We start from the raw sequence: 18,927 nt of genomic DNA on the forward strand, positions 1-18,927 counted from the left end.
TCCGGAAACCACACGAAGGGATGCCCCGACACCATGCGTATCGCAGTCTTCGGCGCCAACGGACCGACCGGCCGCCACCTCACCGACCAGGCCCTCGCCGCCGGCCACGAGGTCGTCGCCGTGACGCGCCGCCCCGGCTCCCTCCCCTCCGAGCGGCCCGGCCTCGCCGTGGCCGTCGCCGACGCCACCGATCCGGCGGCCGTCGATGCCGCGATCGCCGGGACGGACGCCGTCCTGTCCGCGCTGGGCGCGCGCTTCAGCAAGGAGACCATCACCACGTACTCGGCGAGCGCCATGGCCATCACCGGGGCCATGACCCGCCACGGCATCAAGCGGCTCCTCACCATCAGCTCCAGCATCGCCGACCCGAACTGGCGCCCCACCGGCGCGCACTTCTTCAATCACGTACTCGACCCGTTGGTGAACCGACGCCTCGGCCGCACCCTCCACGAGGACATGCGCCGCATGGAGGCCGTGATCCGTCAGACGGACCTCGATTGGACCCTCGTCCGGCCCTCGGGCCTCTTCGAGCACCCCGTCGTCACGGACTACCACACCGCCGAGACCAGCGCTGATGGCGTCTTCACCGCCCGTGCCGACCTCGCCGCGAGCATGCTGCGCGAGCTGGAGGAACGGCGGTACGTCCGTACAGCCATGGGCGTCATCACGACGGCTGTGAAGCCGAACATCGCCAAGCTGATCTGGCACGAGGGCGTGAAGAAGAAGTGAGCCGGGCGACCGTCGAACTTCCGGCAGCCACACGGGCATTCCTCACGAGCCCCCACACAGCAGCCTTCACCACCCTCCGCCCCGACGGCACCCCGCACGTCACCCCGGTCCGCTTCACCCTCGACGCGGACACCGGCCTGGTCCGGGTGACCACCCGGGCGGGAGCCCGCAAGGCCCGGAACGTGATGGCAGGCGACCCGGCAGCCCGTATCGCGCTCTGCCAGGCAGACGGCTTCCGCTGGGTCACCCTCGAAGGCCGGGCCGCCGTCACCGACGATCCCGCGCGCCTGGCCGAGGCCGTCCGCCGCTACACCGACCGCTACCGGGCGGCCCCGCCCGCCCCGCTGGACCTGGTCGTCATCGAGATCGCCGTCGACCACGTCCTGAGCCTCAATCTCTGATGAATCCCCCGCAACTGAAAGCGAAGTGACCCTGCGATGCCCACGCTCCCGGTCCTCGACTCCACCCTCCACTACCGCGAGTCCGGCGATCCCGACGGGCTGCCGTTCGTCTTCCTCCACGGCAACCCCACCTCCTCCCACCTGTGGCGGAACGTTCTGCCGGTCGTGGCTGCACCCGGCCGCCGCCTTCTGGCCCCCGACCTCATCGGCATGGGCGACTCGGGCAAGCCCGACATCGCCTACTCCTTCGACGACCACGCCCGCTACCTCGACGCCTGGTTCGACGCCCTGGGCCTTACCGAGGCCGTCCTCGTCGGCCACGACTGGGGCGGCGCGCTCGCCTTCGACAGAGCCGCCCGTCTCCCGGGCCGGGTCCGCGGTCTCGCCTTCACCGAGACGATCACCAAGCCTCTGGTCGGCGACGAGTTTCCGGCCGCAGGGCGGAAGTTGTTCACCCTCCTGCGCACCCCCGGAGTGGGCGAGGAGATGATCTTGGAGAAGTCGCTGTTCATCGAAGGACTCCCGGACACGCTCGCCACCCCGCTCGACCCTGCCGACCTGGAGGTCTACCGTCGTCCCTTCCCCACCCCGCGCAGCCGCCGCCCGGTGCTGGCGTGGACGCGCATGATGCCACTGGACGCCGAGCCCGCCGACGTTGTGGCCCGCGTCGAGCACTACGACGCCTGGCTGGCCGCCAGCCCCGAAATCCCCAAGCTGCTCGCGGCGTTCGAGCCGGGTCCGGGTGCGATGACCGACGAAGGTGCCGTGGCCTGGTGCGAGAAGCACATCGCGGGCCTGGAAGTCACCCGCCACGGCCCGGCCGGTCACCACTCCCCGGAGGACCGCCCCGAGGAGCTGGCCGCGTCGATCAACACCTGGGCCGACCGCCACGGGCTGGCACGCCAGTAGGTGTCCTCGACGACGGTGCCGACCGCCCCCGGGGGGCGGCTGAGCTGTCACCGACCGGTGTATGCGCCGCGATCGCCATCACCATCGAACGCCACCGAGAACGGGAACCCTCGGATGTCGCCTCCCGGCCACCTTCTGGAGGCCCTGCGACCGGGACGACATCGACACCTTGCCGACACGACCGCCCAATCAACTCACATGCTTGGGCCGGCGGCTTCGGACATCAGCGCAGCCGACTCCGAAAGCTGACAATTGATCTCGGATTTCCCGTGCGGATCGATTGGATCATCCATTCGTGATGCGAGGGGGCGAAGACGACCGATTGCGCCTCCCCTGAATCAAGAGATAGTAGGAACCGCGCCCGTCGCACGGTCGCAGGACATCCGGCCGTCGGACAGCGTCGGCGGTAGAAGAACACCACGCCGCCAGAGAACCTCGCGTCGCCGAAGGACACCACGCCGCCGCCGGAGAACGTCGCTCGGTCGAAGGACACCTGGTCGCTGAAGAACGTCGCGCTGCCGAAGGACACCGTGCCGCCGGAGAACGTCGCGTCGCCGGAGTCCATATCACCGTCGATGGTGATCCCGGGGAGATCAAGATTGCATCCCTGCAACGAGCGGTGAGCGCCACGAGGAACGCGGTAGTGGTCTCCGATGAGGCGCAGGATGGTGTGCCGGACCTCTCGTAGCGCGAGGTACCGGTCCCGCTTGTCCTGGTAAGCCTTGCGTTGTTCTTCGGTGGCGGTGTCGCTCGGCTGGTCACCGGGGTCAGGGGAGAAGGGCAGGCTGAGGTAGGCGCGCAGGACGGCGACGCACGTCTGACGCAGGTTGTCGTCGGGGGCGTCGTCGGCGAGGCCGGCCAGGGCGTGCTGGGCGCTGGCGAGGGCAACGAGCTCATGCTTGGTCGCCAGGACGGCGATAGCCGTCAGTAGCAGGGTCGGTCCGAGTATGAGGGCCGAGCTGATCTGCTCGCCGAGCAGAATGGCAAGGAGCGCGGCCGTGGCCGGTTCGAGGAGCACGAGGACGGCGGCGGTGGTGCTGGGGACCGTGGTCAGCCCGGCGAAGTACCAGCGGTAGGCCAGCAGGGTCGGCACGACGCCTAGGAAGATCAGCCAGACGGTGGACTCGGTGGTGTGCCCACTCCGGGGCCACTCCTTGAGTCAGGAGGCATAGTGCTCCCGCTCCCCAGGTGGTCGCGCCCGCGCTCGTGGTGCCTGCCTTGCGGGCCCACAGGATGACGGCGCTGTAGCCGACGTAAGGGGACGGGGCCCGGAACCTGGATGCGCTACCAGAAGCAACAGGCCCGTGAGAGCGATCCCGATCGCGACGGCACCGCGCTTGCTGAGTCGTTCGTCGAGCAGGACGTGTGCGCCGGCACTGACCAGGATCGGGCTCGCACCGAATGTGAACAGCGCGCCCAGTGCAAGTCCTGCGTCCTGCACGGCACCGAAGTAGGCAGTCTGGTAGGCCGCTAGGGCGATTCCGGTGACGACGGAGGTGCTCCAGTCGGGGAGGGCCTGGCCGGAGCGGAATGTTGGAGGTGCCGTACGGCCAGGAGGTAGCCGCGATGGCGAAGCGCCAGAACGACACGGCTATGGGGCCGAGGCCACTGGTGCGGAAGAGTTCCTCTGCTGCCGCGCCCCCGGCTCCCCTGGCGATCGCTGCGGCTGAAACGAAGAGTAAGCCGCGCCGAAGCGGCGTCACGGCATGCGTGGTCATGCGGTGCGTCTCCATCATGGATGGCCGGAAGGGGTCCGCGCGGTGTGCGGACGGCACCCATCCCCCGGCAACCGTGTGGCCGGGGTCGAAGCTGGTCTTTGTGCCGCCCGCTAGCGGACGGGCGGCGGCAAGATCATGAAACGCATATGGGAACTTCAGCGCGCAGCTCCAGCGGGCGAGACTGCTGTCGACCCTGCCCCCCGTTGCACACCCGGCGTCAGGCTGCCGGCGGCCCGGGGCTAGATTTCGGATCTCCTCGGAGCGGGCCAACTCACGGAGCCGCCGCGGGCCACAGCCTGCGGCGGTATCGGCGACGGCGTAATGTGTACGCCCCTCCGGTGTTACCGTCGCGCCATGTCCAAGACCGAGATCGACGCGGTGACCGCCGAGTTCTTCGGCACCTTCGACAACCGCGGTGGCAAGGCTGCCGATGTGGCCCGGATCCGCCAGCTGGTTCTTCCAAGCGGTGTGATCGTCAAGACCGGCCCGGAGTTCACGGTCTACACCGTGGACGAGTTCATCGAGCCCCGCCAGCGCCTGCTGACGGACGGTCGGCTGGTCGAGTTCTCCGAGTGGGAGGTCTCCGAACGTACCGAGATCGCGGGCGATATCGCGTCGCGATTCGGCGAGTACCGCAAGTCTGGGATCTTGGACGGTGAGCTGTTCGAGGGTGGCGGGACCAAGACCATCCAGTTCGTCCGCACCTCAGACGGCTGGAGGATCGCAGCGTTCGCCTGGTACGACCAGCCCTGAAGCCTGTCGAGCACGGGCTGGACAGGCATAACTTCTGCAGCAGGCGGACGACCTGGCGTCGCTCCGAGGGTGCCGAAGAGCGGGTAGGGCTCCGACAGAGTTCTGCCCGTAGCGCCGCCTTCTTCCGGCTCTAGAGCCATCTGCGCACACGGCGCAGGGTTCCCTGATGGCCAGGTGCCTTTCGGATCTTATGAGGCCGCTCATGCCGCGAGGCTCTCGGAGCGTTCGACTAGGTGGCCGCGTTCGAAGCGGGCTCCGGCGCGGACGAGGGTGACGAGGTGGGGTGCGTTCACGGCCCGCCGGCGGGCCTGGGCGGACTCGACCAGCTGCAAGACCATCGCCAGGGTGGCGGCGCGGGAGCCGGCGCCCTTGGTGACCTTCGTCCGCAGCCGCAGGCTGGCGAAGGTCGACTCGATCGGGTTCGTGGTCCGCAGATGGATCCAGTGCTCGGCAGGGAGGTCGACGAACGCCAGCAACTCGCCCTCGTCGTCCGTGATCCGCTTGACGACCTTGGGGTACTCCGCCCCGTAGGCCCGCTCGAAGTCGCGGACGGCCTTGGCCGCGTGCTCCTCGTCCTCGGCGTTGTATATCTCCTGGATCGCGCGCTTGGCCGCAGGCCTGGGCGGGGCAGCGCGTCGAGCACATTTCCGGTTTTGTGAACCCAGCACCGCTGGTGACGGGTGTCGGGAAACACCTCGTTCAGCGCGTTCCAGAAGCCGAGCGCACCGTCGCCGACGGCCAGGACCGGGGCCCGCATGCCCCGGCAGGCACAGTCCCGCAGCAGGGCCGCCCACTCCTCGGACGACTCGCGGTAGCCGTCTGTCATCGCGATCAGTTCCTTCGTGCCGTCAGCGCGCATGCCCATCAGCACCGAGACCGCGGCTTTCGCCTCCTCCAGGCGAGCGCGGGGACATGGAACTGGAAGCGGCCGGGCCGGGCGTCGAGGAGCCGGCGGTGGCCGATGCTGTGTGCCAGCTGACAGACGCGCTGACGCCGGGGAGTTGAAGCGCGGGCGCGGTCGAGGACGCGGCCGATGCCATCGACATGCTCGCCGAGGCCCTCGCGGCGGTGCCAGTCTCAACCGCCCGGCTGCGCAGTCGTCTCGTGCCGGGTGGCACCGAGGACGTCTCGGAGGTATCAATGCTGCGTTCCGGCCGACCCAGGCACAGAGGGCTGGGTTCCAGGCTGGCCGGGCGTTCGTTCCGGCAGACGCCCGGTCACGACGTCGGCGGGTCCGCCGGCTTGGCTCGCTGCGGGTGGACCGTCTCGTGCCGGACCAGCATCGCCACGCACTCGGCGATCTTCCGGCTGCGCGTCTCGGCCCGCTTGACGGCATTGACCCGGCTGATGAGTGCGAAGCGGTTGGTCTTGGTGAGCACCTCGAACATCGCCTGCGCCGCTGGGTCGGCGGCGATCGCGGCTCGCAGGTCGGCCGGCACTTCCGCTTCCGATGACGGCGCATAAGCGGCCGTCCACCGGCCGTCGGCCTTCGCGGCGTCCACCGCGGCGCGGCCGGCAGGCAGCATCAGGCCGGCCGCCTCCAACCGGGCCACGTTGGCGACGTTGCGCTGGGACCAGACGCTGCGGGGCCGGCGCGGGGTGAGCCGCCTCCAGGAACTCCCCTGGTCGCGCTTGCGCGCCTGCCCGTCGATCCAGCCGAAGCACAGTGCCTCGTCGACTGCCTGCTGCCAGGTCAGCGTGGTAACGGAGCCGCCCTTCCTGGTCAGGGCGAGCCAAACGCCAGGAGAGGCGGTGTGGTTGTCCAGCAACCACGCGCGCAGGCCCGCGCCGTCAGCAACGATCAACTCATCCAGCTCGGTTCCGGTCACCACCGCAGGTTAGTGCCGCAACCCGGTGTTGCGACCTGTCGCGGTGACTCGTTGAGCCCGCCATCGTTTGACGACAGGCGGGCAGGCTTCGATCCTCAGCCCGTACCGGCGCCCAGTGCCTCGCCGAGCGGGGTGCGGCGGTAGAGCACGGACCGTCCGGACCGGGCGCGCCGTGGCCGCCACGGAGGCCGGCCACCGGCATTCGACCGGCAGATCCACCGCCGACGCAACGTCGTCGAACGCTGCTTCAACCAGCTCAAGGGCTTCCGCGGCATCGCCACCAGATACGACAAGACCGCCACCTCCTACGAGGCGGCGGTCAGTCCCGCGTCACTCTTGCTCTGGGCGAGATCCGTTTGAAGACGGACCCTAGCGCTCCTTCGTCTCCTCCAGCACCGTCCGTCCCAGCAGCAGGTAGCGGGACGGGTCCCGCCGCTTGAGGTACTGGGCGTAGCCCACGCCGGCCACCGCGATCAGCGCGACCAGCCACGGCGTCGCCTTCAGCACCAGGGAACCCGATTCCGGCCCCGCCGCGACTCCCATGTTGGACACCAGCAGCGTGACCACGGCGAGCATGGCGACGCCGCCGACGAGCGGGGCGGTGAACGTCCTGAACCAGTGCCGGCTCTCGGGGTGTTGGGAGCGGAAGTAGACCAGCACGGCGAAGGAGCACACCGCCTGCACCACCAGGATCGCCATCGTGCCGAGGATCGCGAGCAGCACGTACGTACCGGTGTACGGGTCCTTGCCCGCCGCCCAGAACGCGCCGATCAGAACGGCCGAGACGACGGTCTGCACCAGGCCCGCGATGTGCGGGGAGCCATGCCGGTGGTGTGTGCGGCCGACGGTGTTCTTCAGGGAGGGCAGTACGCCCTCGCGGCCCAGCGCGTACATGTAGCGGGCGGCGCAGTTGTGGAAGGCCATGCCGCAGGCCAGCGAACCGGTGATCATCAGCCACTGCATGACGTCGACGGCCCAGTGGCCGACGTACCGCTCGGTGGGGCCGAAGAACAGGCCGAGCGGATCGTCGGTGGCGACCTTCACGGCTGACGACTGTCCGGTGCCCGTGATGGCCATCCAGGAGACGAAGACGTAGAAGACGCCGACGCCCAGCACCGAGATCATCGTGGCCTTGGGGATGATCTTCTTCGGGTTGCGGGACTCCTCGCCGTACATCGCCGTCGACTCGAAGCCGACCCAGGACCAGAAGGCGAAGAAGAGTCCGAGGCCCGCGCTGGTCCCCTTGAAGGCGTTGACCGGGTTGACCGGGTCGATGCTGAAGCCGTCCGGGCCGCCGCCGTGGAAGGCGACCGAGACCGCCATGGCCGCGAGGATCGTCACCTCGGTGGCGAGCAGGACGACGAGCAGCTTCTCGGCGACGGAGACGCCGAACCAGGTGCCCGTTGCGTTGACCGCGAGCATCAGCACCGCGAACGCCCACCAGGGGATGTCGAGGCCCGTCTGGTCGTGCAGGGTGGTGGTGGCGAAGGTCGAGAAGATGCCGATCAGCGCCGGCTCGAACACCACGTACGCGAAGGTCGCGAGCAGCCCCGAGGCGAGTCCGACCGAGCGGCCGAGGCCGTAGGAGATGAAGCCGTAGAAGGCTCCCGTGGAGGTGATGTGCTTCGCCATCGAGGTGAAGCCAACGGAAAAGATCGCCAGAACGACCATTGCGACGAGGTAGCTCGCCGGGGCGCCGATGCCGTTGCCCGACGACACCATGAAGGGCACGTTGCCGGTCATCGCGGTGATCGGCGCGGCCGTCGCGACGGCCATGAAGACCACCCCGAGCAGGCCGATGGCGTTCGGTTTGAGCCGGTGAACGGCGCCTTCTCCGCCCGGTTCCGCCGCTGTGTCCGCCGCCGGGGCGACGCCCTCGTCCACTGCCATCGGGTGGCCCCTCTCCTGGTCCTGCACGGGTGTACTGGACCGGAACTCTTCAGTCCGAATGAGTCGGTCAAGGGTGTTGGGACGTTAAATACTTGTGAATCAGACCTTTAGAAATCTGGCGGCAACACGCACCTCGTACGGTCGCCGCCATGAGCGCCTACACCTCCACCCTCGGCGGCGAGCGGTACCGCTTCGATTCGCTCGCCCGGCTGCTCGCCACTGCGAGCCCCGAACGCTCCGGCGACCGCCTGGCCGGTCTCGCGGCACGGGACGCCCGGCAGCGGGTCGCGGCGCGCTGGGCGCTGGCGGAGACGCCGCTGACCGACTTCCTGACCCGGCCTCTGGTCCCCTACGAGGACGACGACGTCACCCGGCTCATCCTCGACACCCACGACCCGGGCGCCTTCGCGCCGGTGGCGTCGATGACGGTCGGGGAGCTGCGGGAGTGGCTCCTGTCGGAGGCGGCGGACGCGGTGACACTGGCCGCGCTCGCCCCGGGTCTCACCCCGGAGATGGCGGCCGCGGTCTGCAAGCTCATGGGGAACGCGGATCTGGTGGCGGTGGCGCGGAAGGTGCGGGTGGTGACCGCGTTCCGCTCGACCATCGGGCTGCCGGGACGGCTGGCCACCCGGCTCCAGCCCAACCACCCGACCGATGACCCGGCCGGCGTCGCCGCCGCCCTCCTCGACGGCCTCCTGCTGGGCTCGGGCGACGCGGTGATCGGCGTCAACCCGGCCACCGACAGCCCGAAGGCCGTACGGGACCTGCTGGAACTGCTCGACGGGGTGATCGGGCGGTACGCGATCCCCACCCAGTCCTGCGTGCTGTGCCACGTCACCACCAGCGTGGACCTGATGGAGCGGGGCGCCCCCGTCGACCTGGTGTTCCAGTCCATCGCCGGCACCCAGGCCGCGAACGCCTCCTTCGGGGTCACCCTCGGCCTGCTCGACGAGGCGTACGAGGCGGCGGTGGCGCTGGAGCGGGGGACGGTCGGCCGGAACGTCATGTACTTCGAGACCGGGCAGGGCAGCGCCCTCTCGGCCGGCGCGCACCACGGGGTCGACCAGCAGACGGTCGAGGCGCGGGCGTACGCGGTTGCCCGACGGTACGACCCGTTGCTGGTGAACACGGTCGTCGGCTTCATCGGCCCGGAGTACCTCTACGACGGCCGGCAGATCCTCCGCGCCGCCCTGGAGGACCACTTCTGCGGCAAGCTCCTCGGCCTGCCCATGGGCCTGGACATCTGCTACACCAACCACGCCGACGCCGATGACGACGACATCGCCACCATGCTCACGATGCTCGGCGTGGCCGGGGCCTCGTTCGTGATCTGCACGCCGGGCGGCGACGACATCATGCTCAACTACCAATCGGCCTCCTACCACGACGCGCTCTACCTGCGGGAGGTGCTGGGGCTGCGCCCGGCGCCGGAGTTCGAGACCTGGCTGGACTCGATCGGGCTGCTGGACCCGCGCGGCGGCATCCGCGAGCTGTCCGGCACGGCCCATCCGCTGACGGAGATCGCCACCACCGGGCGCGCAGGGCGCACCGCACGCGCCGACGGACGGGAGCTCGCCGCATGACCATCAGCCAGGTCACCGACAACCAGGCCACCGACAACCGGGTCGCCGGCAACCAGGTGGTCGAAAGTCAGTGCACCGACCATCAGGGCGAGTTGTGGGCGGCCCTGCGTCTGCGCACCCAGGCGCGCATCGGCCTGGGCCGGGCCGGTTCGGCGCTGCCCACCCGGCACCGCCTGGAGCTCCAGGCCGCGCACGCCGCCGCCCGGGACGCGGTGCACTCGCCGTTCGACCCGGACGCGGTGGCGGCGCAGCTGGCCGGTACCTCGGTGGTCCGGGTCCGCAGTGCCGCCCCGGACCGTCTCACCTACCTCCAGCGCCCCGACCTGGGCCGCCGGCTGAACCCCGTCGACCGGGCTCATCTGCCCGCAGGCGAGTGGGACGTCGTCTTCGTGGTCGCCGACGGGCTCTCCAGCCGGGCGGTGCATGAACACGCCGCGGCGATGGTCCGGGCGACGACCGAGCGGTTGCCGTCCGGCACCCGGGTGGCGCCCGTCGTCCTCGCCGAACAGGCCCGGGTGGCCCTCGGGGACGACATCGCTCACGCCATGGGCGTCACGGCCGTGGTGCTCCTCGTCGGTGAACGCCCCGGCATGTCGGCGGCGGACTCCCTGGGCGCTTACCTGACCCACCGGCCCGTGCCGGGCGTCACCACGGACGCCGACCGCAACTGCCTGTCCAACATCCGGCCGCCACTGGGTCTGGACTACGAGACGGCGGCGGGGAAGCTGGCGGCGCTGCTGGCGCGGGCGCGGGAGCTGGGGCGGACGGGGGTGGCCCTGAAGGACGAATCCGACGACGAGGCCGTGGTCGAGCGACTGCCGTGAGCGGCGGCTGTTCTGTGGGAGGGGACGGCTCATCACGCCGTCGAGGGCGGGGCGACCGACGATGAACGGCACCGGCCCCCACGGCTTCGAGAACCGCCGTACGTCCTCGGCGCGGTGATCGTGGCGCGGGCGCCGACGAGGAGGAGGCTGCCCAAGGCAGGGATTCCCAGGTCACGCCGGTGCCTCACCTGGCACGATGTCGAAGGGCCCCACCATTCGGGGTGGGGCCCTTCGACGTTGTTCGTCTCAGCTGGTCGACGAGTGGTTGGTCGTGGGTCATCGAGAAGTTCTACGACCACGATCACCTACCCGATGATCTTGCCGATGGCTTCGCTGCTGCCCGTACCACTCGACGACAGCGCACGCACGGAACGCGGTGGTGGGTCAGGCCGGGGCGTCGGCGTCCTGCATGGAGGCCGCGAACGCCCCGGGGCCCTGCTCCGCCGCCACCGGGTCCATCCACATGACCTGCCAGCCGTGGCCGTCGAGGTCGTAGAAGCTGCGTGAGTACATGAAGCCGTAGTCCTCGGCGCCATCCGCCTCGGAGCCGCCCGCCGCGAGCGCGGCTGCGCTGACCGTGTCGACCTCATCGCGGGACGACACGCTGAAGCAGTACAGCGCCAGCGTGTGCGTGGTGGGATCGGCCATCGGCAGTTTCGCGAACTCCGCGAACTTCTCGCGGCTGAGCAGCATGACGAAGGCGTGCTCGCCGACCAGCATGCAGGCGGCGGTCTCGTCGGTGAACTTCGGGTTGAAGCTGAAACCGAGCTTGGCGAAGAACGCCTTGCTGCGCTCGAGGTCCGCTACGGGGATGTTCACGAACAGCGAGCGGCCGGGGTGCGTGGGATTCGTCATGGTGGGTCTCCAGTCGGTGGCTCGAAGGCGTACGTACTGATAGACCGGCCCGGCCGGCGGAACTCATCGATGCATCTTCGCCGGCTTTCCGAACAGCAGACGCCATCGCTTGGGCATCCTCACCCACTGCGTCGAGTTGACCTCCAAGACAGGAGATCAGGCACTGGCGCGACTGAGTGTCCGACTGCGTGACAACGCCGACGAACATCGGCGAACGAGTACAGACGTCTGCGGACCGTCAGCGCAGGTGGGAACCACACCAGCCCAAGGCAGGTCCCCCGCCCAAGTTGCTTCGGGACCAAGAGGTCACAGACCCCGCTCACTGGCTCGCGCCCAGCGGGACTCTCTGTGGAACCGGCAGCAGCTCGCCAACCAGCTCCGGTCCCTACTGCGCGAGTACTACCCCGTCGCCCTGGCCGCCTTCGCCGCCTGGACCAACGGCCTGTGCCGGCCCGAAGCCCGCGAGCTCCTCAGCGCCCCGACCCCTGCGCGGGCCGCACGGTCGACCCGCGCCCAGATCCAGGCCGCGTTCAAACAAGCCGGTCGCCAGCACGGCATCGAAGCCGAGGCCGCACGCCTCCGCGAGGTCTTCCGGGCCGAATGCGCCCACCAGCCGCCGCTGGTCGAGGACGCGCTCGGCAAGCACATGCTCGCCCTCCGCATCCAGCTGGATGCGGCCTGCACGGCCGCTGACCAGCTCGCCGAGGCGGTCCGAAGAGGCCTTCCCTCAGCACCCGGACGCCGAGATCCTGCTGAGCTTCCCCGGCCTCGGCATCCAGCTCACCGCCCGCGTACTGGCCGAGATCGGGGACGACCGCGGTCGCTTCGCCGACGCTCGCGGTCTGAAGGCCTACGCCGGCTCCTCACCCATCACCCGCGCCTCTGGCAAGAAATCCGCCATCGCCGGTGGTCGGTGAAGAACGACCGGTTCAACCACGGCCGCCTACTTGTGGGCCTTCTCCTCACGGCCTGCCATCCTGACTTCGTCACGAAAGGGGGAGACATGACCGAGTCGATCGACGGGTGGATCTGGGGCCGCAACCTGCGCGCCTTCTTGGAGGTGTTGTCGCTCTTCGCCGGATACGAGTTCGATGACACCGACTGGCGCACTATCCAAGCCGCGGTCCAGGACACCGACGACGAAAATTCCAACCTCTGGTACGCGTATCCCCTGGTCGGCGTCAACGCCACGCTGGAGGTGAGTCTTGCCCGAGCCGTCGGCGGCGAAGAGATGGCCATCCGCGTCGCGGGAGCGGAGACCACTGAACTCAGGCTGCGGGCCGACACTCTGTTGTCTGCCTTTGCTGCCGGCTGACCGCATCAAGAGCGGTCAGCTTGACGGCATAGCAACGTGAGATGTCTTGCGGGTACGGATCCGGCCCATGTCCTCCAGGTGGCACTGGTGGAAGTGGATGCTGTGGTTCTCGGTAGCGGACTGGACGCGACAAGGCACCGTTATCTATAGGTGGTTTCTCGACGTAAGGCATGTGAGGTCAGGGCTCATTCGTCTGTGTGGCTGACGGGTATCTGATAGGTCGCTGGCAGGACTGGCTCGTTAGGCCTTTCGTGATCTTTCATGCTGAGCGAGCGACGGTGGGCAGCCCTTCGGGAATCGAGGTCTCCAAGACAGGAAATGAGATGGCTGCCCGAACCCCTGCCGAAGTCCTCGCCGAGTCCCGGCGGAACACCAGCCTCCTCAAACGCCAGCGAGTGCTGGACACCATCCGCCTCATGCTGGACGGCGGTGAACCGATCTCCTTCGCCGCCGTTGCCCGCGCCGCGAACGAGTCGAACTGGCTCGTCTACGCAGAGGGCGTCCGCGAGCACGTCCAGACAGCCATTCAGCGACAGGAACAGACTGCCGTCACCACAGCCGTCCAAGGCCGCAGGGCAGGGCCCGCCAGCCTGCACGCCGACCTGGCCATGGCCATGGCCCGCGAGGAGATCAAAGAACTGCGCGCGGAACGCGATGAGTTCCGGGGCGCTATGCGGCAGCAACTCGGACATCAGCTCGACCAGATCAGCAGCAGGAAACTGACTGAACGGATCACCGAACTCACAGAGGCCAACAGGAAGCTCGAACACGAGCTGGCCCAGCTCAGGCCACTCATCGATCACGTCCAGGAGCTTGAGCGAGACCTGGCAGCGACCCGCACGAGCCTGCGACAGATGATCCGGGAGCGTGCTCTCGAACCCGGGCCGAACGGGTCCTGAAGGCCACGCTTGATCATTTGAGGGCCATTGTGCAGATTTATCACCATCACGGAACAGACGGCGAGCCTGTCAAACCTTGTGGCCACCGACTGTCACCCCGCTGCCCCATGTCAATTAGTACTCCAGTCTGGTTTCGCGATCTATCCGGTGGGCTCGTCGGGGGTTCGTCGTCGGTAGTGGTTGCGTCGGGCTGTTGCCTGGCGGTGTCTGCGCCAGATGGACCAGGGCGAGCGTCGACCGGTTTGCCCTGTCGCTGGAGTTCTACACCCGGGCCCGCGTTGTCAATCAGGCCATGGCCATCGCCCGCAACGCCTTCGCCGAGTTGGGTCGTGTCGCGGTCGGCCTGGTGAGGTTGAAGAAACGCGCTGCTTGACCGGACGAAGATCTACATCCAGTGCCCAGCCGTGGCCGGCCATCCGCTGCCGGTCGACCACCGCTTCCAGGGCCGTGACGGCCCTGTCTTCACACGCCATCTGCTCCCCCGGGCGACGGGACCGCCTGCACGTGTGGCCCGCCCTGGCGATTCGGGTACCGAAGCGCTCAGGGCACGGCCTCGCTGCCCCTGCGAGCGGGCCCACCCATCGGGACTATGCGATGCGCTCGCGCCGACGCAGGGTCGGCGGCTGGTCGCTCGTGTTGGCGAGCATCCGCCGGACGGTCTCCGGCCGGCCGACGCGAGCGAGGGCAGGCACACTGCGATGGCCCGTGCCACGTTGTTGGTGGCGAGAGGAACCCCAGCCGACGCGCGGCTGGGGTTCCTCAAGGCGGTGAGTATCGGTCAGCAGGTGGAGTTACCCACGCCGTAGACGGCTCGTCCACGCGGCGGCGCACCGCACCCCATCGCGATCACCGTGGATCAGGCGGGTCAGCGCTGCAGGGTGAGCAGGCCAGGCCGGTACGGCAGGCTCATGTAGCCGGTGTTCGGCGGGATGTCCTTGAGGAGGCCCTGGTAGAGGAACTGCAGGTTGCAGGGATCGATGGTCATGGTCTGGTCGGGGTTGTTGCGGATCAGGTCACCGTGGCTGACGCCCTGGGCCCAGGTGGAACCGCTGTTGGCCTGTCCCGCGAAGGGGCTGCTCTCGCTGCCGGCCTGGACGGTCCACGGACCGTCCAGGCTGGAGGCGGTGAACGAGCGGAAGTAGCGGTTCGAACCCTGCGCCTCAACGATCATGAGGTACTGGTCCCGGCCCTGGACCTTGTAGACCTCCGGCGCCTCGAACAGAAGGTCCCTGTTTGTCTCGCTCATGACCGTCGTGTACGAGGAGCCGAAGCTGCTGGGGAAGTTCCCGAGCGGCATGCTCGTCCGGTAGATCTTGCCATTGTCACCGGCGAAGAACAGGTACATGTTCTGGTTGTCGGCGATCATGGTCGCGTCGAGCGGGGCGCCGTCTTCGCCGGCGGGGAAGCTGCCGGTGAACAGCGGCTGCGGGGCGGACCAGCCGTTGGGGTTGGTGGGGTCGCTGGACGTGCTGTAGACGAACGACGGCCACTGATACACCATCACCCAGATGTTCTTGGTTGAGAGGTAGAACAGTTCGGGCGCCACCGCGTCCCGGTTCGTCTTGGTCTGGGTGGCCGCCCCCATGTCCGACCAGTTCGCGAAGGGACTGAACCCCGTCGAGCCCCACCCACTTTCGTTGGCGGTGGTCGCGTAGACCAGGTTCTTGCCGTTGTACTTCACGGTGGCGAAGTCCTTCAGCGCGAGCTGCCCGTTCGCCGGCTGCGCCAGCGGACCCGTCGAGGTCCAGCGGTAGGTCGACGGAAGAGCACACGCGTTGTTCGCCCCGGACAGACCGGACCACTTCTGGTTGGCACCGCCGTGACACGACCAGAGCCGCACTTCCGTGCCGTTGGCCTTGCCCCAGCCCGAGACCTCCAAGCACAGCCCGGACCGCACGCCGACGATCGTGCCGTCGGGGTTCACCCGCCACTGCTGGTTGTCACTGCCGTTGCACGTCCAGATCTGCACCGGGGTCCCGGATGTGGTGGCGCCGCCCCTGACATCCAGGCACTTGTTGCCGTACACGGTCAGCTGGGCGCTGTCCGTCAACGTCCACTGCTGGTTCGTTCCGCCGTGGCAGTCCCAGATATGCACGTTCGCGCCGTCGGTCTGGCTGACGCCCGCCACATCGAGACAGCGGCCGGAATCAACACCGCGCACGTCGCTGGTGGTGGCCGCCTGAGCCGGGCCGGCGACGAGCAGCGCCGCCAGCGCGGCCAGGGCCGCGACCGCGGCGGCGAGCACGGCGGACGGGCGTCTGAGGCTGAAACTACGTCTGTGCATAAGGACCTCGTCATCCTTGAGCAAGCGACTCCGGTCTGACCCGTCAAGGGCTGCCCGGATGCCGGTGTGGCAGAACCCCGACTTTTCGATATATCGAACAGCGGTCGCAGTTCCGATCGGGAAAATGCTAGACATCCCATGAATAACGTCAATACTTCTCGCAAGATCCGCGGGCAGAAACGTTCGCAGGCTGAAACCAGGCGGCTTCAAGTCCCATGGTTGTAAGAGCCTTTGGTGTGAGGCAGGTAGCGGTGCGGGCGCGGACTTGGTGGTCATCACGGGCCCCGACCAGGTCGCTCACCTGAGCGGGCTCGGTACCCGACCGCGCCCGCGGCGGGGCCGGTGGCACTCACTGACGCCGGTCCGGCCGACGTGTGTAGGAAGCCGTATTTCAACCGATCATGGAACGTGCAGGTCGAACAGGTTTCCCGCCCAGGGTGAACTTCCCGTTGTGCGCGCATGAAGACAGGGCCCCTCGGCAGTTCGGGGATGCGAATCTAACCAAGCAATGCCGGGAGGCTCTGGTGTCGTTGTCGTACGCGTCCAAGCTCGTTGAGTTCAACTTGGCCGCACGGTGGTCCTGCGCAGGCCGGAGGTTGTTCCAGGCTGTCGACAGGGCCTCATGCCCCGCACTCAGGTGCCTTTCGCCCTGGTGACTGCCGCGTGGAGCTCGTCGAGGCGTGCACGGCCGTCCGGGTCGTCGCTGACTCCGATGTAGAACGACGCCGCTGTGACGCTCATCCCGAAGTCGTCGGGAGGCAGCCTGCCGAACCGCCCGGCCGAGGCGGCAGCCTCGCGGGCCATCCGGTGGAGCTCGGACTTGCTGAGACTGACACCGCCCAGCCGCGCAGAGCGGACAGGGACGCCTCGTCTCTTCCCCTCCACAGCCACGACGACGTACCGGGGCGTGGCGACAACGACCGTGCGGTGCTCGGTGTCCGGGTATGGCGGGCCGGTGAGCCGTGACAGCAGTCCCGGCTTGCGCAGTCGGACGCGCCAGGTCTCGTGGCAGTTCACCGCTGCGCCGAGGACATCACCGAGCTGGTGTGGCCGGCGACACCCACCACCTCACCGAGATGGAGATCAGAGACGCCCGCCGTACCCAGCTCCCTCACACCGGCCTCCTGACGGTCTACCCCATCGACAAAGTCAGCGCCTCTCCCCTCCAACGACCCACACGCGCTCCCCTCAACGCCGAAGAACACGTCATTGGAATCGGCATCGTCTTCCCCGACGCCATCAGCACCGACTCCACCGTCTAGTAATCCGGCTGTAGATCGTGATCTTGCTGGTGGGGCTGGTCCGAGAAGACGGGTACGTCCACCGTTGATCACCGTGAGGTACGTGGACTTACGACGAGATGGTGGCCGCTGGCCACAGCGCAGATCCCTCAGGTCGCTGACAAGGGGTCCGGACCTGCCCTCGGCCCGGACCCCTCAGCGCGTGCTACTCCTCGCTAGCCCGCTTGGCCCGCCGGGTGGAAGTTGATGCGTTCACTGATGACGGGGAAGCCAGCCTTGGCAAAGTTCGCGGCCATGGGGAAGTTGCCCTGGTCCGTCGCTCCGCTGACGAACTCCGCGCCCTGCTCGACGAGGAGGTGGGTGCACTCCGCGAGGAGGTCGTAGGCGTAGCCGCGACCTCGCTGTTCCGGGACGACTCCGATGAAGCCGATGGTCGGGCCGGAGGGGTTGTGGGCCGGGATGTGGATGCCGGCCAGGTCGCCCTCCGGCGTGTGCGCGATCTGCCACCACTCCCGCGGGGAGGGGCACCAGTGGAAGAAGTCGAGTTCCTCCTGGGCGGCCTGGTCGAGGCCGCCCTCCTCGATGGCCCTGAGCGCGTGGGCGTCCAGGGTGACGGAGTGGATGCGGCGCAACGCGTCGAAGAACACGGTGTCGTCGGGTTCGGCGCTGAAGCGCAGGCGTCCGGGCCGCTCGGGCAGACCTCGCTCCGGAGTCCAGCGGTACAGGAAGCGTTCCACCAGGAGTTCGTACCCTGCGGCTCGTGCGGCGGCGAAGCGTGCCCCGGCGGCGGCGCGCAGGTCGGTCTTTTCCCGCCAGCCGCCAGGCAGGTTGATCTCCAGTTCGACCTGCCCGGGAGCGGAGCGCAGGAGTTCGGCCCCGGCCTCCTCCTCGCCCTCGGCCACGTCGAACCAGTTGATGTTGACGGGCTCCGAGTCGTCGGGGCCGCCCCACCAGGCGCCGCGTGCGACGACCTCGCCGTCGCGCAGGGCGACGCGCTTCCAGTCGGGGCGGAACTGGGTACGCCGATGGCCTTCACGGGCGCCCAGGGGGTCGGGGAGTGCTTCGAAGAGATGAGCGTCGCTCGCGGAGAGCGCGCGGATGACCAGATCGGTCATGGATTCCTCCGGGATACAGGCTGCTTGGAGCGCTCCCGGTCAGAACTCACGAACCACGCCGGGACAGCGGAAGAGGGAGCGCTGGAAAGGTGTGAACCGCACGGCACTCGCCTCCTTCCAGCCGTCTCAGGGCGTGAAGCCACACACTAAGTGATCTACCGCGGGCCCGTCCACAGATTTCCTTACCGCAGGAGGAGGCGGCGAAGCCCGGTCATCGGGCGGTGTCAGAGTACGCGCACCGACCTGGAAGTTCTCCGCGCCGACAATCAACGACTCCGCGGTCAAGTCGGCGATCTCAAGGATGCCTGCAACGTCGACTCGGCCGACAAGTGGACCAACTGCAAGCCACCGACCTCACAAAAAGAATCGGTGAACTGACCACCCAAAACCAGGAAATGAACAGCCAGCTCACCCAGCTCTCACACGAAAAGCAAGAACTCGAACGGAGACTCGCCGAAACCAACGACGATCTCGTCGCCGCCAGGGCAAGCCTCCGGCGCATGATCCGAACCGGAAATAAGTGGGAGGACCTGTCCGGCCGACCATATCCTGAGCCAGTGACCAGGGCCGCCGCTGTGGATC

Annotated in this window: 16 protein-coding genes and 5 pseudogenes; 12 read left to right on the forward strand and 9 right to left on the reverse strand. The window is 68.3% G+C overall.

Annotated elements, in window-relative coordinates; all coding sequences use genetic code 11:
• The first annotated feature begins 33 nt into the window (after positions 1-33).
• Genes OHS82_RS01530 through OHS82_RS01540 form a run of 3 tightly spaced genes read left to right on the forward strand, consistent with a single transcriptional unit; the run spans position 34 to position 2,039 of the window.
• Positions 34-729: an NAD(P)-dependent oxidoreductase gene (locus OHS82_RS01530; protein WP_328433064.1), complete on the forward strand. Its 696-nt coding sequence runs from the start codon at positions 34-36 to the stop codon at positions 727-729.
• A complete protein-coding gene (locus OHS82_RS01535; RefSeq protein ID WP_057575102.1) occupies positions 726-1,130 on the forward strand; it encodes a pyridoxamine 5'-phosphate oxidase family protein in 405 nt (134 codons plus the stop codon). Before OHS82_RS01530 ends, OHS82_RS01535 begins: the two co-directional genes overlap by 4 nt.
• Before the next feature lie 36 nt (positions 1,131-1,166).
• On the forward strand, positions 1,167-2,039 hold the full coding sequence (locus OHS82_RS01540) for a haloalkane dehalogenase (protein WP_328433065.1): 873 nt from the start codon (positions 1,167-1,169) through the stop codon (positions 2,037-2,039).
• 223 nt (positions 2,040-2,262) lie between these two features.
• Here the strand turns inward: OHS82_RS01540 and OHS82_RS01545 are convergent.
• A pseudogene (locus tag OHS82_RS01545) lies at positions 2,263-3,159 on the reverse strand (EamA family transporter); the annotation flags it as partial.
• Between the two features lie 159 nt (positions 3,160-3,318).
• On the opposite strand from OHS82_RS01545, the gene OHS82_RS01550 reads away from it, so the two are divergent.
• Together OHS82_RS01550 and OHS82_RS01555 are read left to right on the forward strand one after the other, a co-directional pair.
• A complete protein-coding gene (locus OHS82_RS01550; protein ID WP_057575099.1) occupies positions 3,319-3,513 on the forward strand; it encodes a hypothetical protein in 195 nt (64 codons plus the stop codon).
• A gap of 598 nt (positions 3,514-4,111) precedes the next feature.
• Positions 4,112-4,510 carry a DUF4440 domain-containing protein gene (locus OHS82_RS01555; protein WP_328433066.1) on the forward strand — a complete coding sequence of 133 codons (399 nt, stop codon included), beginning with the start codon at positions 4,112-4,114 and terminating at the stop codon, positions 4,508-4,510.
• 200 nt (positions 4,511-4,710) lie between these two features.
• Here OHS82_RS01555 and OHS82_RS01560 read toward each other — a convergent pair.
• Positions 4,711-5,417: pseudogene (locus OHS82_RS01560) on the reverse strand (IS256 family transposase); the annotation flags it as partial.
• A gap of 310 nt (positions 5,418-5,727) precedes the next feature.
• Positions 5,728-6,342, reverse strand: a complete 615-nt coding sequence (locus OHS82_RS01565; protein ID WP_057575097.1) for a YdeI/OmpD-associated family protein — start codon at positions 6,340-6,342, stop codon at positions 5,728-5,730.
• A 150-nt stretch (positions 6,343-6,492) separates the two neighbouring features.
• Here OHS82_RS01565 and OHS82_RS01570 point away from each other — a divergent pair.
• Positions 6,493-6,699 (forward strand): annotated as a pseudogene (locus tag OHS82_RS01570) (transposase); the annotation flags it as partial.
• 9 nt (positions 6,700-6,708) lie between these two features.
• On the opposite strand, the gene OHS82_RS01575 reads toward OHS82_RS01570, so the two are convergent.
• Positions 6,709-8,229 (reverse strand): APC family permease, encoded by a 1,521-nt coding sequence (locus OHS82_RS01575; RefSeq protein ID WP_328433067.1) that lies wholly within the window; start codon positions 8,227-8,229, stop codon positions 6,709-6,711.
• Positions 8,230-8,378: 149 nt separating this feature from the next.
• Between OHS82_RS01575 and OHS82_RS01580 the strand changes: the two genes are divergently transcribed.
• Entirely contained in the window at positions 8,379-9,812 is a 1,434-nt protein-coding gene (locus OHS82_RS01580; protein WP_057575095.1) for an ethanolamine ammonia-lyase subunit EutB, read from the forward strand.
• Complete coding sequence (gene eutC / locus OHS82_RS01585; RefSeq protein ID WP_242432979.1) at positions 9,809-10,636, forward strand: ethanolamine ammonia-lyase subunit EutC; 828 nt, start codon at positions 9,809-9,811, stop codon at positions 10,634-10,636. The genes OHS82_RS01580 and eutC overlap by 4 nt, the downstream gene beginning before the upstream one ends.
• 384 nt (positions 10,637-11,020) lie before the next feature.
• Here eutC and OHS82_RS01590 read toward each other — a convergent pair whose 3' ends face one another.
• Positions 11,021-11,491 carry a VOC family protein gene (locus OHS82_RS01590; protein WP_328433068.1) on the reverse strand — a complete coding sequence of 157 codons (471 nt, stop codon included), beginning with the start codon at positions 11,489-11,491 and terminating at the stop codon, positions 11,021-11,023.
• A 322-nt stretch (positions 11,492-11,813) separates the two neighbouring features.
• Between OHS82_RS01590 and OHS82_RS01595 the strand changes: the two are divergent.
• Together OHS82_RS01595 and OHS82_RS01600 are read left to right on the forward strand one after the other, a co-directional pair.
• Positions 11,814-12,465 (forward strand): annotated as a pseudogene (locus OHS82_RS01595) (transposase); the annotation flags it as partial.
• A 29-nt stretch (positions 12,466-12,494) separates the two neighbouring features.
• Positions 12,495-12,806, forward strand: coding sequence for a hypothetical protein (locus OHS82_RS01600; protein WP_057575093.1), 312 nt, complete (start codon positions 12,495-12,497; stop codon positions 12,804-12,806).
• A 45-nt stretch (positions 12,807-12,851) separates the two neighbouring features.
• On the opposite strand, the pseudogene OHS82_RS01605 reads toward OHS82_RS01600, so the two are convergent.
• A pseudogene (locus tag OHS82_RS01605) lies at positions 12,852-12,950 on the reverse strand (Ku protein); the annotation flags it as partial.
• 53 nt (positions 12,951-13,003) lie between these two features.
• Here OHS82_RS01605 and OHS82_RS01610 point away from each other — a divergent pair.
• Positions 13,004-13,705: a hypothetical protein gene (locus OHS82_RS01610; RefSeq protein WP_328433069.1), complete on the forward strand. Its 702-nt coding sequence runs from the start codon at positions 13,004-13,006 to the stop codon at positions 13,703-13,705.
• A gap of 865 nt (positions 13,706-14,570) precedes the next feature.
• Here the strand turns inward: OHS82_RS01610 and OHS82_RS01615 are convergent.
• Together OHS82_RS01615 and OHS82_RS01620 are read right to left on the reverse strand one after the other, a co-directional pair.
• Positions 14,571-15,989, reverse strand: a complete 1,419-nt coding sequence (locus OHS82_RS01615) for a non-reducing end alpha-L-arabinofuranosidase family hydrolase (RefSeq protein WP_328433070.1) — start codon at positions 15,987-15,989, stop codon at positions 14,571-14,573.
• 633 nt (positions 15,990-16,622) lie between these two features.
• Positions 16,623-17,006, reverse strand: coding sequence for a hypothetical protein (locus OHS82_RS01620; RefSeq protein WP_328433071.1), 384 nt, complete (start codon positions 17,004-17,006; stop codon positions 16,623-16,625).
• Positions 17,007-17,035: 29 nt separating this feature from the next.
• On the opposite strand from OHS82_RS01620, the gene OHS82_RS01625 reads away from it, so the two are divergent.
• Entirely contained in the window at positions 17,036-17,251 is a 216-nt protein-coding gene (locus OHS82_RS01625; RefSeq protein ID WP_057575090.1) for a hypothetical protein, read from the forward strand.
• Positions 17,252-17,445: 194 nt separating this feature from the next.
• Here the strand turns inward: OHS82_RS01625 and OHS82_RS01630 are convergent, their stop codons facing one another.
• On the reverse strand, positions 17,446-18,345 hold the full coding sequence (locus OHS82_RS01630) for a GNAT family N-acetyltransferase (RefSeq protein WP_057575089.1): 900 nt from the start codon (positions 18,343-18,345) through the stop codon (positions 17,446-17,448).
• Positions 18,346-18,927 lie beyond the last annotated feature (582 nt).

Source organism: Streptomyces sp. NBC_00425, from assembly GCF_036030735.1.
Taxonomy (GTDB): domain Bacteria; phylum Actinomycetota; class Actinomycetes; order Streptomycetales; family Streptomycetaceae; genus Streptomyces.

What these genes read in the sequence shown, in the direction of transcription:
- OHS82_RS01530 (WP_328433064.1), top strand. Translation starts at nt 34, where the DNA reads ATGCGTATCGCAGTCTTCGGCGCCAACGGACCGACCGGCCGCCACCTC.
- OHS82_RS01540 (WP_328433065.1), top strand. Translation starts at nt 1,167, where the DNA reads ATGCCCACGCTCCCGGTCCTCGACTCCACCCTCCACTACCGCGAGTCC.
- OHS82_RS01550 (WP_057575099.1), top strand. Translation starts at nt 3,319, where the DNA reads ATGCGCTACCAGAAGCAACAGGCCCGTGAGAGCGATCCCGATCGCGAC.
- OHS82_RS01555 (WP_328433066.1), top strand. Translation starts at nt 4,112, where the DNA reads ATGTCCAAGACCGAGATCGACGCGGTGACCGCCGAGTTCTTCGGCACC.
- OHS82_RS01575 (WP_328433067.1), bottom strand. Translation starts at nt 8,229, where the DNA reads ATGGCAGTGGACGAGGGCGTCGCCCCGGCGGCGGACACAGCGGCGGAA.
- OHS82_RS01580 (WP_057575095.1), top strand. Translation starts at nt 8,379, where the DNA reads ATGAGCGCCTACACCTCCACCCTCGGCGGCGAGCGGTACCGCTTCGAT.
- eutC (WP_242432979.1), top strand. Translation starts at nt 9,809, where the DNA reads ATGACCATCAGCCAGGTCACCGACAACCAGGCCACCGACAACCGGGTC.
- OHS82_RS01590 (WP_328433068.1), bottom strand. Translation starts at nt 11,491, where the DNA reads ATGACGAATCCCACGCACCCCGGCCGCTCGCTGTTCGTGAACATCCCC.
- OHS82_RS01600 (WP_057575093.1), top strand. Translation starts at nt 12,495, where the DNA reads ATGACCGAGTCGATCGACGGGTGGATCTGGGGCCGCAACCTGCGCGCC.
- OHS82_RS01615 (WP_328433070.1), bottom strand. Translation starts at nt 15,989, where the DNA reads ATGCACAGACGTAGTTTCAGCCTCAGACGCCCGTCCGCCGTGCTCGCC.
- OHS82_RS01630 (WP_057575089.1), bottom strand. Translation starts at nt 18,345, where the DNA reads ATGACCGATCTGGTCATCCGCGCGCTCTCCGCGAGCGACGCTCATCTC.